This is a genomic window from Pedobacter polysacchareus (assembly GCF_019802255.1).
In the GTDB taxonomy this organism is placed as follows: Bacteria; Bacteroidota; Bacteroidia; order Sphingobacteriales; family Sphingobacteriaceae; genus Pedobacter; species Pedobacter polysacchareus.
This window is the reverse complement of the sequence record NZ_JAHYSS010000005.1, coordinates 410,611-425,035: the sequence shown is the minus strand read 5'-3', so window position 1 is coordinate 425,035 and position 14,425 is coordinate 410,611. Positions and strand designations below refer to the sequence as shown.

15 protein-coding genes are annotated in these 14,425 nt (G+C 42.1%); 3 read left to right on the top strand and 12 right to left on the bottom strand.

Annotated elements, in window-relative coordinates; translation table 11 throughout:
* Positions 1–73 precede the first annotated feature (73 nt).
* The 12 genes from K7X70_RS16405 to K7X70_RS16350 form a co-directional block, all read right to left on the bottom strand.
* Positions 74–619: a DUF3347 domain-containing protein gene (locus tag K7X70_RS16405; protein ID WP_222538068.1), complete on the bottom strand. Its 546-nt coding sequence runs from the start codon at positions 617–619 to the stop codon at positions 74–76.
* Between the two features lie 133 nt (positions 620–752).
* On the bottom strand, positions 753–1,256 hold the full coding sequence (locus K7X70_RS16400) for a hypothetical protein (RefSeq protein WP_222538067.1): 504 nt from the start codon (positions 1,254–1,256) through the stop codon (positions 753–755).
* Positions 1,257–1,320: 64 nt separating this feature from the next.
* Positions 1,321–2,253: a tRNA (adenosine(37)-N6)-dimethylallyltransferase MiaA gene (gene miaA / locus K7X70_RS16395; protein ID WP_222538066.1), complete on the bottom strand. Its 933-nt coding sequence runs from the start codon at positions 2,251–2,253 to the stop codon at positions 1,321–1,323.
* On the bottom strand, positions 2,254–3,096 hold the full coding sequence (locus K7X70_RS16390; RefSeq protein WP_222538065.1) for a hypothetical protein: 843 nt from the start codon (positions 3,094–3,096) through the stop codon (positions 2,254–2,256). It abuts the gene before it with no gap.
* Positions 3,084–3,464: a DUF1801 domain-containing protein gene (locus K7X70_RS16385; RefSeq protein WP_222538064.1), complete on the bottom strand. Its 381-nt coding sequence runs from the start codon at positions 3,462–3,464 to the stop codon at positions 3,084–3,086. Before K7X70_RS16385 ends, K7X70_RS16390 begins: the two co-directional genes overlap by 13 nt.
* 72 nt (positions 3,465–3,536) lie before the next feature.
* A complete protein-coding gene (locus K7X70_RS16380) occupies positions 3,537–4,616 on the bottom strand; it encodes an MBL fold metallo-hydrolase (RefSeq protein WP_255607325.1) in 1,080 nt (359 codons plus the stop codon).
* 12 nt (positions 4,617–4,628) lie between these two features.
* The gene (gene topB / locus K7X70_RS16375; protein ID WP_222538062.1) at positions 4,629–6,500 is read right to left on the bottom strand and encodes a DNA topoisomerase III; all 1,872 of its coding nucleotides are present in this window, start codon (positions 6,498–6,500) and stop codon (positions 4,629–4,631) included.
* Positions 6,501–6,502: 2 nt separating this feature from the next.
* Positions 6,503–7,402: a histone deacetylase family protein gene (locus K7X70_RS16370; protein ID WP_222538061.1), complete on the bottom strand. Its 900-nt coding sequence runs from the start codon at positions 7,400–7,402 to the stop codon at positions 6,503–6,505.
* Positions 7,403–8,263 carry a bestrophin family protein gene (locus K7X70_RS16365; RefSeq protein WP_222538060.1) on the bottom strand — a complete coding sequence of 287 codons (861 nt, stop codon included), beginning with the start codon at positions 8,261–8,263 and terminating at the stop codon, positions 7,403–7,405.
* On the bottom strand, positions 8,260–9,549 hold the full coding sequence (kynU, locus tag K7X70_RS16360; RefSeq protein ID WP_222538059.1) for a kynureninase: 1,290 nt from the start codon (positions 9,547–9,549) through the stop codon (positions 8,260–8,262). Before kynU ends, K7X70_RS16365 begins: the two co-directional genes overlap by 4 nt.
* Positions 9,550–9,586: 37 nt before the next feature.
* The gene (locus K7X70_RS16355) at positions 9,587–10,192 is read right to left on the bottom strand and encodes a DNA-3-methyladenine glycosylase (protein ID WP_222538058.1); all 606 of its coding nucleotides are present in this window, start codon (positions 10,190–10,192) and stop codon (positions 9,587–9,589) included.
* Positions 10,185–10,661, bottom strand: coding sequence for a GAF domain-containing protein (locus K7X70_RS16350; RefSeq protein ID WP_222538057.1), 477 nt, complete (start codon positions 10,659–10,661; stop codon positions 10,185–10,187). Before K7X70_RS16350 ends, K7X70_RS16355 begins: the two co-directional genes overlap by 8 nt.
* A 99-nt stretch (positions 10,662–10,760) precedes the next feature.
* Between K7X70_RS16350 and K7X70_RS16345 the strand changes: the two genes are divergently transcribed.
* The 3 genes from K7X70_RS16345 to K7X70_RS16335 all read left to right on the top strand — a co-directional run bounded on the left by K7X70_RS16345 (position 10,761) and on the right by K7X70_RS16335 (position 14,278).
* The gene (locus K7X70_RS16345; protein WP_222538056.1) at positions 10,761–12,929 is read left to right on the top strand and encodes a S46 family peptidase; all 2,169 of its coding nucleotides are present in this window, start codon (positions 10,761–10,763) and stop codon (positions 12,927–12,929) included.
* Between the two features lie 66 nt (positions 12,930–12,995).
* Positions 12,996–13,247: a hypothetical protein gene (locus K7X70_RS16340; protein WP_062548106.1), complete on the top strand. Its 252-nt coding sequence runs from the start codon at positions 12,996–12,998 to the stop codon at positions 13,245–13,247.
* Between the two features lie 458 nt (positions 13,248–13,705).
* Positions 13,706–14,278: a hypothetical protein gene (locus tag K7X70_RS16335; RefSeq protein ID WP_222538055.1), complete on the top strand. Its 573-nt coding sequence runs from the start codon at positions 13,706–13,708 to the stop codon at positions 14,276–14,278.
* The last annotated feature ends 147 nt before the right edge of the window (positions 14,279–14,425 follow it).

Here is a 14,425-nt window from a genome sequence, read left to right as displayed (position 1 = left end):
CATTTGATCAGCGCTAACAAAACTGTTAAATAATTATTAAATGTGAGTCAAGGGTAAGTAAGAATCCGAGAAATTACTTCGCTGATTTAATTTCTTCGACTACACGACCACACTCCATCATTTCATCTCCGTAATAAGGATTCTGAATTTTCTTTTCTGAGGATAACCAATCGCCGCCATCACCTTTATTGGCCATTGGGCAGTGCTGTACATAAATGGTACCTGCTTCCACATCTGCATGTTTGAACATGGCGATCAGGTCTGTACTTAAGGAAGTAAAATCTTTTCTTTGAGCAGCGATATCTTTTGCTGCAGCGATTTTGTCTGCGGTTACGGCAGTACTTTCACAGCCTTTCTGACTGGCTAAACTTGTTTTTAAGGTGGCAGCTGCTGCTTTAGCCTCTTCAAATTTAGCGCTAACCAAAGCATCTTTTAAAGCGATGTAGCTATTATAAATGGACTGGACATTGGCATCCTTCAATTTAATGCCTGCCGGTACTGCGGCATCAGCTACCGTAGCAGACGTAGAATCGGCGGCACTTAATCCGACTTTCTGGTTCGTGTTGCTGGTACAAGATGTAGCCACCATAATTGCCGCTACAGCGAAGTATCTTTTCATATATTGTTTTAGTTTTTATGAATAACAGAGCTATGATATTCTGTTTTTTGGTTAAATTACAGTTTTATATTTAAATAAATAAAAAAGCCCCTGAAAAAAACAGGGGCTTAGTGTAATTAAGTCTTTTTCAGACCTATAATTTAAAGCCATAAGCAATACGTAAAGCTACCTGTCCGGTATTTAAACCGCTCTTTGGTAAGCCTTCATATTTCACACCTAAATCTAAACCACTGCTCCAGGCATAACCAATTGCAGGAGAATAAAGAAATGAAGTGCCAGAATTTTTGGTCACACCGAAGGCTGCACCTACTTCTCCTAATCCATATAAACCGGAACCGCTTTCATCAAAAAATACTTTGACACCTGCTTTAACTGGGATGAACCCATAATCAGGAATGTCAAAACCATTGATGGTTTTACCAGTAAAATGCGTATAACCGGTGGTTACAGGAATCGAAACCTGTTTTGAAACATCAAATTGCATTCTTGCATCGGCACCTATAGCAAAGCTATAAGCGTCTGTGGTTGGAACACCAAGATTAACACCTACACCAAGTTTCTGCGCATTTACATTCGTACTAAATAATAAAGCCACTGCAGCTGCTGCTGAGGCTATAAAGGTGGTAGATTTTTTCATTTTGTAATTTCGTTGATATGCCAGGGCAAATACAAAATGCATGCCATAGGAAATAATTTACACTTTAAAAAGATAAATCCTGCTGGTAAGCAGTCATCACCTGACCATATAAATCTGCTTCATTTTGGGCGGCATCAAACCAGTTAATCTTCAAACCGTCCTTCTCCATTTTTCTGAAAAAGGTCATCTGGCGCTTTGAAAACTGGCATATTGCCGTTCCTAAGCGAATTTTCATTGTTTCATAATCCAATTCACCATCCAGATAAGCAATGATAAATTTATACTCCAATCCGTAAAAAATTAAAGTTTCACGAGCTACTCCCATTTCCAGCAACATTTCTACTTCTTCCATCATTCCCTGTTTAAACCTGGCTTCCATTCTGGTCAGGACCTTTTCCCTGCGCAAACCAACTTCTGTTTGCAGTCCAACGATAAATGGGGTAATGAATGGCCTTTTTACAGGAATAAACTCATGGTGCTGTAGGTATTCCGCGATCTCTAAAACACGAATCAGTCTTTTATGGGACGAAAGATCTGCATGGGCTACCCGTTCTTTTGGATAATTGCCGAGCATTGCTCTTAATTCGGTAATCGATTTCGGCAATAGCTGCGCTCTTAGCATTTCATTTATTGGAATGGCGGTATATTCCTGTTCCAGCAGAATGCTGTGCACATACATTCCTGTACCCCCACATAGAATTGGTAATACATTTTTGGAAGTCAGCGACTCAAAAGTCCGGTAAAAGTCTTCTTTAAACTCGTTTACGTTGTATTTTTCTCCGGCTTCTTTAATATTGATCAGGTGATAAGGAATATTTTTTCCATCGAGCTGGTATTCCTGGAGGTCCTTTCCGGTCCCGATGTCCATATTTTTAAAAACCTGTCTGCTATCCGCGCTGATGATCTCGCCACGAAGTGCGGAGGCCAGTTTTACTGCAAGTTTTGTTTTGCCGGAGGCCGTAGGTCCAAGTACGACCAGAAGTGGGTGATGGTCCATTTACAAGTATAAGATGTATTTTAAATTGCCTGTGTTGAATACAGGAAGATAATTATTTTCTATCAAAAATTGATGCTGTTCAGCCTTATCCAGTGGTTTTAATGACTCGAGCAGCGCCGCAGGCAGGCGAAACAAAGTTTTCCGGCTGTAATCCTTTAAATCCAGCCACATCGCTAGCGGTTCCGTGGTGCTGACCAATTTAAAACCCGAAGAGTCGTAAGCATTGCCTAACGACCAATCTCTATCGGCATAACTCATCAGGTCATTCGGCTGTACCAGATTTATAAAATGCTTGAGTAATTTACGGAAACCGCCGGTCACCGTAAATCCCATCTGAGTCGCGAAACGTACCAATTCGTAAGAACGGTAATCAGGGCCAATACTTTTCATCGGCCTTGCTGCACTGAACAAAGCAACGGCAATAAGTTCCTCCCCGATCATTAATCCAAATTTATATTTCGTTTTTGCAGATCCCTGTAAGTGATGCTGCCAAAGAAACTCATCGGCCTGTGCCTGATTGATGGCTATAATTTTGCCTTTACGTCCATGAAGTGTTTTATTGAGTCCGAGAATGGAAGCGATTCTTGCCAATACCTGTTCCCGTCTGCTCTGCCAGATGTCTTCCCATAAATGAACTACATAGCGATTTTGCTCCTGTTCCAGTACTTGCATCGCGATAAAATCAGTAGGAGTACCAGGATCTGTTAAGGAAACTAAATGTATCGCTACTTGCTGCTGGTTCAGAAAGACCAGCTCATTCCCCTCTTCTTCGGTAAAAGCAATGCCTTTATCGATTAATGTCTTAATAAAATCTAATTGCCAAACCGGTCTTAATCTACCCAACCCTTTTCTTTATATAATTTGAATCCTTCCCCCATGGCACTTTCTATCATAGAAAGCAGGTCATAATCCAGTTTTTTAATGTGGAAGCAAGACTTCCCTTTTAAATGCTTTAATAATTTCGGATCAAAAGCAGTTTTCATCTCCGGTTCCAAATATACCGGCATAAAATAAAAGCCGACATAATTTTTCATAATGACTACACTGGCAAAAAACCAACCCAACCGCTGCTTACCATCAATGACCACCTCTTTTTCGCTCCACAATTCATAAGCAGTGTCACTATTCACACGATCGTTGAATCCCATGGCTTCATAGGGTTGCATAGTGGCTCTTATGGTTTGGAAAATTTCTACAAAATCAGTTTTCATGAGTATCGGTTTATAGGTGAATTTAAATACTACCACCATAACATGAATTTACCAGATATTGTTTAGGATAACCTAATCCAGGTACCATCTTTTCACAGGATATTCCTGATCCAGGACAATAGCTTCCCCTAACATCGGAGTGGTAATTTTCAGGTTCAGTTCATCTGCCTTTTTTACTGCCCTAATGACTGGTTCATTCCAATCGTGCAAAGCCAGTGTAAACTTGCCCCAATGCACAGGGAGCAATACTTTAGCCTTTAAATCTATTGCTGCCTGAACAGTCTGCTCAGGAAACATATGGATCAATGGCCAGTTTACATTGTACTGTCCGCATTCCAGAATCGCGAGGTCAAAAGGACCATATTTCTCACCGTCCTGTTTAAAATGGGTATCATAGCCGGAGTCGCCTCCTAAGTAAAACTTATGAGCTGTTGTTTGCAGGATAAAAGCTGACCATGCGGTTTGGTTTCTTTTGAAAAGTCTGCCGGTAAAATGTCTGGCAGGTCTGGCTAAGAACTTCAGTCCATTCACAGCCTTCGCCTCTCCCCATGCCAATTCTGTAATTTTAGCTGCAGGAACTCCCCAGTGTTCCAAATGAGTACCGACGCCTAAAGAAGTCACAAAATGTTTCGTTTTATCTTTCAAGCGTAATATCGTTTGATAATCAAGGTGGTCATAATGATCATGCGTAATCAGCACCACATCTAAATCAGGAAAATTTTCCGTTTTTACAAAATCCGTTCCTGCATAGTTTTTATTGCCTAAAAACGAAAATGGTGAAGTGCGTGCAGAAAACACAGGATCTACCAGAATGTTCAATCCATCTACCTGCAGCAGATAGGAAGAATGGCCAAACCAGATGACCTTAACCCCATCCATCTTAGCAAAATCAGGTTTTACATGTGGTAATGCTTTTTTAGGACTGGAATGCTCATTCCCCTTGATCATGGCGATCACCATATCCAGATAACTCACCTCATCTGGTTTCATCGAGGTAGGCGATAGATTCTCCAGACCTCCATCTTTATAATTTGGCAAAGATTTGATCTTCTCCAGCCTTGCTCCTTCTGGTAAATTCCCAAATACAGGTAAACTGATTACCCAAAAGGTAAAAACGCTGATGACCAGCACCAGCACTAAAAAAATATACATAAATTTCTTCATTTAAACGCCAGCATCCGGAATTGCTGCTGGCGTTGGTGCCGGAGGGGCCAATTTAGCCGCCAAACCATTTCCTGCCAATAGCATCTCATTGGTAATTTCCTTCGTATACTCGGTAATTTCCGCTTTAAAATCGGCCACAGAAGCTCCGGAACGGATTTCTTCCAGGCGTTTTTCCCATTGTCCTGTCAATTCTGCCTGTGCAATTTTCTGGTCTTTCACCACATCATATACGGCTAATCCTTTAGGCGTAGGCACTAAATTTCGCTTTTCACGGATGATATATTCTCTGTTGATGAGGGTCTCGATAATCGCCGCTCTTGTAGCTGGAGTCCCCAAACCACTGTCTTTCATCGCATACCGCAGTTCTTCATCTTCAATATCCTTGCCTGATGTTTCTAAAGCTTTCAAAAGAGAAGCTTCATTGTACATCGGTTTAGGCTTAGTTTGTTTCTCCATAAAGGCTTTATTCACTACTGGCAGCAGCTCTCCTGCCTTCACCTTAGGCAATGCAGGGTTTTCCTCATCTTTTTTCTCTTCATCAGACTCATTGAATACTGATCTCCACCCCGCAGAGCGGATCACGGTACCATTGGCGATAAATACAGAACCGGATTCTACTGTTATTTTGGTGATTTCCTTCACACATTCCTGATGGAATGCTTCCAGCATACGGCCAACTACCATGTCATAAATGGCTTGTTTATCACCGCTCAGCTGATAAGGGGACTCCCCGGTAGGCAGAATCGCATGGTGATCCGTTACTTTCTTCGCATTTACACTGCGCTTATTCAGCTTGGCAGTGCTCAGAAACTCGGCTTGTTTACCGAAATCTTTATGGTCTTTGAGTTTTTCAATCAGCGAAGGTACGCCGGCAAATACATCATCACCGATAAACCTACTCCCAGTACGGGGATAAGTAATCAATTTACTCTCATACAAGCCCTGTAATAAACTCAAAGTCTGATCAGCAGTAAATCCCTTCTTTTTATTTCCTTCCTGCTGTAAGCTGCTTAAATCATGTAACAGCGGTGGTGGTTCTTTTCTTGGTTTCGCTTCTACACTGAGGATCTTACCTCCATTTGGGAAACCGGAAGCCACATCTTCGATTTTATCGAACAGCTCCTGTGCTTCTTCTTTTTTGCTGAAATTGGCAATAGACATCGCTCTAAAGAGTTGTCCATCTTTATCCAGCTGTATCGCCAGCTGGTAATACGTTTGGGGCACAAAATTTTTGATCTCCAGATAACGGGAGCAAATCATGGCCAAAGTTGGGGTTTGCACCCTTCCCAGCGACAATACAGAGCGGTTTCCTGCGGAAATACTCAAAGCCTGGGTCGCATTCATCCCGACCAGCCAGTCTGATTCCGACCTGCAATGTGCAGAATTGAATAGGGTATCGTAATCCGTTCCTGGTTTCAGGTTTCTAAATCCTTCTTTGATCGCTTCATCAGTTTGCGAAGAGATCCAGAGTCTTTTGAATGGTTTTTTACATTTCAGGAAATAGTAGATGTAGCGAAAAATCAGTTCCCCTTCCCGTCCGGCATCCGTTGCTACAATGATCTCTGTCGCCTCATCGAACAGCATCTTGATCGTATCCAACTGTTTTCTTACCCCGGGATCCTCTACCAAACCGTCTTTGGTTTTAATTTTACGGATCGCCAGTTTAAATTTCTTGGGTAACATCGGTAGGTGCTGTCTTCTCCAGCCAATAAAACCATATTCCTGCGGTGGCGCCAATTGAAGTAAATGACCAAAGGCCCAGGTAAATGAATACCCTTTTCCTTCAATGTAACCATCTTTTTTTGTCGTAGCACCGAAGACTTTAGCTAACTCACGCCCTACGGAGGGTTTTTCTGCAATTACAATCTTCATAATTATTCAAAAATATCTAAACCAATTTTAAAAGTATGACAATGTGCTTCCACAATGTCTTTGATGTTTGGGGAATATCCCCCGCCCATGCTCACCTGTACAGGCAGGTTGTGGTCTTTGCAAAAACCAAAAACCATTTTATCGCGGGTCTTGCAGCCTTCTTTTGATAAAGCCAGTTTACCTAACTTGTCTGTTTCCAATACATCCACGCCGGACAGGTAAAATACGAAATCAGGCTGATGTTTCAGCAATTCCGGTAGTGCGTCATCCAGCTTAGCGAGAAACTGATCATCCTTTAAACCCTCTTCCAATGGGATATCGAGGTTAGAAACCTCCTTTCTAAATGGAAAATTCTTATCCCCATGCATGGAAAAAGTGAATACCCGATCCTCGTTTTTAAAAATCTCAGCAGTACCATTCCCTTGATGTACATCCAAATCTATGATTAAGATGCGCTGTGACAAGCCTCTATTTAATAAGTAATGTGCGGCAATCGCCTGATCATTCAGCAAACAAAACCCTTCTCCCCAATTGCTTCCGGCATGATGCGTACCACCGGCCACATTAAAAGCAATCCCATTTTTCTGGGCGAAAATAGCACCATCTATCGTTCCCTGTGCAATCCTAAGCTCTCTTTCCAGCAATTGTGCGTTTAAAGGAAAACCAATCCTTCGCTGTTCCTTTGCCGGCAGGCTTAAGTCCCGTAATTGTGCCCAATAAGCAGGATCATGTGCCAGCAGTACCGACGCTTCCTTTGCTACCAGGGGTTCAAAAAGCTGATCTTTCGTGATGACTCCTTCATGGAGCAACTGTTCCGGGATCAGCTCATATTTCAACATGGGAAAGCGATGGCCTTCAGGTAAAGGATGGGCAAACAGAGGGTGCCAGGCAATCCTTCCCATTTAGCTTAAAATCTCCCCTACATGTTTCTCAATATTGTTGCAGATATCATCTACAGGAAGGTCATTTGCGTCCTCTCCAAATGGATCTTCAATCTCTTCTGCGATCAGCTCCAAACCGGCCAGAACATAGAGGATGAAGGGTACGATTGGCACCACATAATATCCTAAACTAAACACCCATCCGATGGGTAAAGTGATCACATAAACAAAGATAAATTTCTTGATAAAAGCACTGTAAGAATATGGAATTGGCGTTCTCCTAATCCGCTCACAACCACCACATATATCCACAAACTTCTCAAGGTCTGCATTAAGTATAATCAACTGCTCCTGACTGATCTTTCCAGCTGCCTGTAGATCGTACACACGGGTAGAAATACTGGCCGCAATCTGTATTGGAATATGCTTCCCACCATCCACTTCTATCAGCAGGCTATTCTTGCCAAAATACTGTTTTTCACGAAGGTGTTCCTTAAGGGCAAAAGCAAATTTAGGAATCCCATATTCAAAGAATTCCTCATCCTCCCTGCTCAATTTCAAGCTCTTGATTTTGATCGCAAAATTGCGGCTCACATTGGTCAGTGCACCTAATAATCTGCGGCCTTCCCACCATCTGTCGTAGGACGTATTTGTTCTAAATACCAGCAGCATGGAAATCACGAAGCCCAGCAAACTGTGCATCATGCCTATGTTTTTCACATATTGTGTTTCTGAAAGTTTCAGATAGTTCAGCTCCAAGTAGGCGATCCCAGCAGAAAAGATAGCTACACTGACCATTAATGCCCATAGCTTTCTGAACACATCTGCCTGGTCCATGTGAAATATGAAGGTGATCCAATCTTTTGGATTATAATTTATCATGCGAATATCTCTTTACTAATTTTGAGCATTAAAGCTCCTGTTTTAAAAACGTCCTCAAAGGAGTTGTATAATGGCACTGGACTCAGGCGAATTACATTCGGTTCACGCCAGTCGCCGAGCACGTTGTGTGCCACCAATTGCTGGAATATTTCTTTTCCTTTGCTTTTGGCGATGATCGATACCTGTGCACCGCGATCTGCTGATTCAGCTGGCGTAATCACTTTAAACTGCTCTTCACCTAACTCCTTATTCACCTCATTTACAATGAATATCAGATATCCAGTCAAAGCTTCACTTTTAGCTCTCAATGCTTCCATAAAACCTGCTTTCTCAAAAATCTTGAGGGAAGCATAATACAAAGCCATTGGCATAACCTGGGTACAGCTGACTTGCCAGCCATCAGCTCCGGCCTCAGGTATAAAACCTTTTTCCATCTTAAAGCGTTCTGCTTCCTGATAGCCCCACCAGCCAGCAAAGCGATTCAGGGACTTGTCGGTAAAGTGCTGCTCATGCACAAAGATCCCACTGATTCCACCCGGCCCCGAGTTCTGGTATTTATAAGAACACCAGCAAGCAAAATCAACACCCCAGTCGTGCAATTTTAATGGCACATTGCCTGCCGCATGGGCCAGATCGAAACCCACCAATGCACCAACCCTATGGCCGGCCTTAGTAATCGCTTCCATATCGAACCATTGGCCGCTAAAGTAATTGACACCGCCAAACAGCACCAAGGCAATTTCTGAACCAGCGGCTTCAATTTCTGCCACAATATCTGCTGTACGCAAGGTATATTCTCCTGCCCTTGGGCTGATTTCAACAATCGCTTCTTTAGGGTCGAAGCCATGAAAACGAACCTGACTTTCAATGGCATACTGATCGGAAGGAAAGGCTCCGGCCTCCATAATGATCTTAAATTTTCCTGGCTGAGGTTTGTAAAAACTCACCATCAGCAGGTGAAGATTTACCGTCAGCGTATTCATCGGGCAAACCTCTAAAGGACTGGCACCTACAATTGGCGCCATCAATGATTTCAGCTTTTTATGGTAAAACATCCAGGGTTCTTCCCCTTCAAACCAACCCTCTACCGCAAGGTTTTCCCAGTTAGTCATTTGCTGCTCTACCACTTCACGTGCAGCTTTAGGCTGAAGACCTAAAGAATTACCACACAAGTATATAAATGGCTTTCCATGCTGTTTAGGAAAAAGAAAATCGTTTCTAAGATCAGCCAATGGATCGGCTTGATCCTGCGCTTTTGCAAACGCTAAAGTATAGTCAAAATTCATTGTCTCAAATATCAATAAAAATGGGCAGATAATTTAATCAGGTACGAGGTTTACTTACATATTTATTCCCTTTCAGGTAATATCTCCATGGCAAAAGCGCATGGTCATCGGCATAACCCACACCTATTCTGTGGCTTGCTACTACCGTTCCCGACAGCCAATCTTCCGGTGCATCTTCTATCCAGATTTCCGAGCCGTTCAACTCTAATCCATTCAAGCGGCGGTCTATCCCCATTGCTTTCGCCAGTGCTCCAGGCCCGGCAGTCAGATTTGGCTTCAACACTTCCATCCCTCTTCTTTCCAACATTACATCGATCCCAATCACTGGCTCCAACCCACGCACCAGCACCGCATGGGGCGTGCCTTTGGCAGCGGTAACTACATTAAACAAATGGTGAATCCCATAACACAGGTATACATAGGACAAACCTCCCGGCTCATACATAACCTTTGTGCGGTCTGTAAACCGACCACCGTAAGCATGAGAAGCCTTATCCTCTATCCCTTTGTAAGCCTCGGTTTCAACGATAATCCCGGCTGTGAGCTGTCCATCTACAAAAGTAAACAGCTGCTTACCCAATAGCGCGATGGCCAATGCGTTCACGTCATCCTGCTGGTAAAAAGAAAAAGGTAGTTTAGCCATGCAATAAGTTGATTATTTCCTTTAAGTATTTCGCATCAACTTCATCAAAATGAGCTAAATACTCACTATCTACATCTAAAACACCAATCACTTCATCTCCTTGAAAAACAGGCACAACGATCTCTGACCTGGAGGCTGTTGCACAGGCAATATGTCCTGGAAAAGCATCTACATCCGGTACAATCAAGGTTTCTTTCTGTGCCCAGGCAGCACCGCAAACTCCCTTTCCCTTTTGAATGCGGGTACAGGCTACTGGCCCCTGGAATGGACCTAATACCAACTCCCCTTCTTTCACCAGGTAGAAACCTACCCAAAACCATTTAAACTGCTCTTTTAGTGCCGCAGCAATGTTCGCTAAATTTGCGACCTGATCGGTCTCTCCGGTAATCAATGCCTCAATCTGAGGGATTAAGGAACGGTATTGCTCCGCTTTATCAGTAGCGGTTATAATTTTTAAATCTTCTGCCATATCTGGATCTATTGAATACCCAAAGATACAAAAGCCCGATCCTTTTGTTTGCCATATTTTATCTAAGTTTGGGGTTTTATAATCACATACACCATCGAAATGAATAAGAAAATCTTATTAATCACTTCCCTGCTCGCCTTTGGCGTGATCCAATCGGGCTACAAACCCTGGGATGAAGGGATGTTTCCTTTGAGCGAGATTCACAAACTTGACCTAAAGAAAGCAGGCTTAAAGATAGATCAAAATGAAATTTACAACCCAAATGGCACCAGCCTGGTAGACGCCTTAGTGAACGTAGGCGGATGCACCGGATCCTTTGTTTCTGGTGAAGGATTGATCATCACCAATCACCATTGTGCTTTCAGCGCAGTACAGTTGGCGAGCACACCAGAGCATGATTACCTGACCAACGGATTCGTAGCCAAATCACATGAAGAAGAAATTGAAGCAAAAGGACTAACCTGTCGTATTACTGACAGTTATGAAGATGTATCAGATAAAGTTTTAGGCGCTGCAGCACAGGTAGAAGATCCCGCTTCAAGACTACAAATCATCAACAATGCAATGAAAAACATTGCATTGGAAGCAGAGAAAAAAGACCCAAGCATCAAAGCAGAAGTATCTGAAATGTTTATCGGAAAGACCTATGTTCTTTTCCGTTACAAGACCATACAGGATGTGAGATTGGTATACGTTCCAAACCGTCAGATTGGCGAATTTGGAGGGGAGACAGACAACTGGGTATGGCCTCGTCATACTGGAGACTTCTCTTTCATGCGCGCGTACGTAGCTAAGGATGGTTCTCCAGCTAAATATTCGAAAGACAACGTACCTTACAGCCCTAAGAAATTCCTTAAAGTAAATCCGAATGGAACTAACGAGGAAGATTTCGTATTTATTTTAGGCTATCCAGGACGAACTTTCCGCCACCGTCCAGCTGAATTTATCCAATATCAGCAGCAATTTGTATTGCCATACACTTCTGAATTGTATGATTTCCAGAATACCACCATGGAAAATGCAGGCAAGAAGAATAAAACTACAGAGCTCAAACTGGCGACCAGAATCAAAAGAAACGCCAATGTATTGAAAAACTACAGAGGCAAACTTCAAGGCTTAAAAGGCATTGACCTGATTGGCCAAAAGAAACAGGAAGACGCTGCATTGGCCCAATTCATCAACAGCAATGTAGATGTAAAAGCAAAATACGGCAGTTTAATGAGCGATATTGACAACCTGTACAAAATCATCAATGGCGATGCGCAGAGAGACTTATGGTTCTCACAAATCTACAATTCGACTAGTTTATTAAATGTCTCCAGAAATATCAACAACTTCAAAGCTGCGCTTGATGCTCAGCCTGCAGCACAAAAGCAAGCTTTCTTTGATCAGAACATCAATAAGCTTAAACAGAGCTTAGCAGCAAATTATGAGGCATATGATATTGATGTAGACAAGAAAATCTTCAAAAGAATGCTTACGGATGCCGCAGCTTTCAATCCGAATCAAAAAGTAACTGCAGTGAATAAAATCACCAGCAAAGGAACGAATAGCAACGCTGTTATTGACCAGTTCATAGACAACAGCATCGGCCTCAGCAAGCTTAAAGACGAATCTTATGTGATGAACAACTTGTTAAAATCGCCTAAATCAATTGCCGACTATAACGACGGCTTATTGCTTTTTGAGCAAGACATTGCTAAGCAAATCACGGAATTAAAGCCTGAAAAGGACCGCAGAGACGGCCTTTTAAACAAGCTAATGGGTGATTACGTGAATGTAAAAGAGAAATTCATGAAGAAAGATTTCATTCCGGATGCCAACAGCACTTTACGTCTTACTTACGGATATGTAAGAGGATACTGGGCAGCAGACGCTGCTTACATGAGGCCTTACACCACCGTTAAAGGTATTTTGGAAAAAGGAACTACTGGAAACCCAGATTTTGGTTATCCTGCACAAATTAAAGCCTTATGGGATGCTAAAGACTTCGGTCCTTACGCTAAAAAAGACCTGAATGATGTTCCTGTAGCTTTCTTATACAACATGGACACCACAGGTGGAAACTCAGGTTCACCAATTATGAATGCCAAAGGCGAACTAATTGGAGTCAACTTTGACCGTGCTTATGGCGCTACCATTAATGATTATGCCTGGAATGAAAGCTACAGCAGATCTATTGGCGTAGACATTCGTTACGTCTTATGGGTAGCTTCAAAAATCGACAAAGCCGATTACCTGATTAAGGAAATGGGCGTTAAACTTTAATCTAAATATGACACCAAAAGGCCGTCTTCCAACTAGGTAAAGACGGCCCTTTTTACAACTGATCACATGAGAGTAATCGCAGAACTACCACACCCGGAATGCAAAATCACCTTGTTCAATATGAACCAAAAATACATCATTAAGTTCGAGCAGGGTGGACTGGAGCAGAGCTATAAATTATCCGAACTAGACCTTACAGGAGGTGGCGCAAATGAGATTTTCCAGATCCTTGACGAGGCATTCATCGCAACTGTTGTCGCCAGGTTTAAGGAGATGAGAACCGATTTTTCGGCAGCCTACCAACGTCAACAATATTAATCAAACAAAACACACCTAACTAATTGCCATACAGCAACATAAATAGGCATACAGAATTAAATTCTGTAAAATAGTAAAAAAAATAGACTCAAAATTTATCTAATCTTTAGCTAAAGATCAACTATATACACTTAATAGCACTGAAAAACAACCAGTTAAAACAACCAACAAAACATTATATGGGTGCCAATTTTAGCCAAATATTAGGGAGGTTTTGAGTTTTTAAAGATAAAAAGCAGCGATCAGGAGCTCCTGACAAGGTAAGGAATTAAGCACATAAAAAAGCAAAACATCCCTCCTATTTTCTAGCTCAAAACAACAATTCAGAAAGAAAACAGCAGTCCATTTCAGATGCTTATGCTGCTGGCAATCCAGCAGGATCTCCAGCCGCTTTCTTCGTATCACATCTTCCAAAAGAGCGTTCCTAAATCTGCCGCTTAATGTTTACTTTTGCCTTCATGAAAACGAACTTATTTTTAATAGCAGTTACTCTTCTACTGGCATTTTCAGCTTGCAATAAAGTTTCGGAAAGCATCCAGCGGGATGTCATTATTAAGCCCGACACGATACTCATCAGCATCCCTCCTATGCTAGTAAACAGAGACTCTGTTGTCATCAAGAATCTTCCAACCACCGTAAATATCCAGGCTGCAATTGCCGACCTGGGAGGAGAGAACTTCAGCGTAAACAACATCCAAACTGCCAGACTTTCAAACTTCAGCTTTACTTATGTACCCAAGGTTAAGGACAGTGTAAGTGTGAAAAATAATTTCAGCAATATCGGATCTGTAAGGGTAAATTTAGTGAGCAGCAGTAAGACAGATAGTCTGGCCAAATTCATCAATACCTCTTCTGTTGATGCAATTTCTACAAATTTCGGCCTGACCCAGGTTATGGACAAAGAGTTGTTAAAAAGCTATTTGAATGATGGAGGCTTAACCTACACAATGGTGATTAAACCCAGAAAATCAATCACGGATACCATCAAAGCTAAAATCAGCGCAAGCTATACCTTAACGCTTAGCAAATAAAAGGTACTTAATCCTTTCTTCTGGTATGCTATATTTCTATCCCTAACCGAAACAACTGAGCTTACAATGTAAGTTTATTCCAGTATAGGACAGTTCAATTCTAGCAAAGCCCTACCAGAGCTCTGGCAGGCAGCTACTAGGGCTTTG

Bases quoted from the DNA above. Each gene is read 5' to 3' on its own strand.
- K7X70_RS16350 (WP_222538057.1), bottom strand. From the start codon at position 10,661: ATGGCAGAAGATTTAAAAATTATAACCGCTACTGATAAAGCGGAGCAA.
- K7X70_RS16345 (WP_222538056.1), top strand. From the start codon at position 10,761: ATGAATAAGAAAATCTTATTAATCACTTCCCTGCTCGCCTTTGGCGTG.
- K7X70_RS16340 (WP_062548106.1), top strand. From the start codon at position 12,996: ATGAGAGTAATCGCAGAACTACCACACCCGGAATGCAAAATCACCTTG.
- K7X70_RS16335 (WP_222538055.1), top strand. From the start codon at position 13,706: ATGAAAACGAACTTATTTTTAATAGCAGTTACTCTTCTACTGGCATTT.
- K7X70_RS16365 (WP_222538060.1), bottom strand. From the start codon at position 8,263: ATGATAAATTATAATCCAAAAGATTGGATCACCTTCATATTTCACATG.
- K7X70_RS16385 (WP_222538064.1), bottom strand. From the start codon at position 3,464: ATGAAAACTGATTTTGTAGAAATTTTCCAAACCATAAGAGCCACTATG.
- K7X70_RS16380 (WP_255607325.1), bottom strand. From the start codon at position 4,616: ATGTATATTTTTTTAGTGCTGGTGCTGGTCATCAGCGTTTTTACCTTT.
- K7X70_RS16400 (WP_222538067.1), bottom strand. From the start codon at position 1,256: ATGAAAAAATCTACCACCTTTATAGCCTCAGCAGCAGCTGCAGTGGCT.
- K7X70_RS16355 (WP_222538058.1), bottom strand. From the start codon at position 10,192: ATGGCTAAACTACCTTTTTCTTTTTACCAGCAGGATGACGTGAACGCA.
- miaA (WP_222538066.1), bottom strand. From the start codon at position 2,253: ATGGACCATCACCCACTTCTGGTCGTACTTGGACCTACGGCCTCCGGC.
- K7X70_RS16370 (WP_222538061.1), bottom strand. From the start codon at position 7,402: ATGGGAAGGATTGCCTGGCACCCTCTGTTTGCCCATCCTTTACCTGAA.
- K7X70_RS16405 (WP_222538068.1), bottom strand. From the start codon at position 619: ATGAAAAGATACTTCGCTGTAGCGGCAATTATGGTGGCTACATCTTGT.
- topB (WP_222538062.1), bottom strand. From the start codon at position 6,500: ATGAAGATTGTAATTGCAGAAAAACCCTCCGTAGGGCGTGAGTTAGCT.
- kynU (WP_222538059.1), bottom strand. From the start codon at position 9,549: ATGAATTTTGACTATACTTTAGCGTTTGCAAAAGCGCAGGATCAAGCC.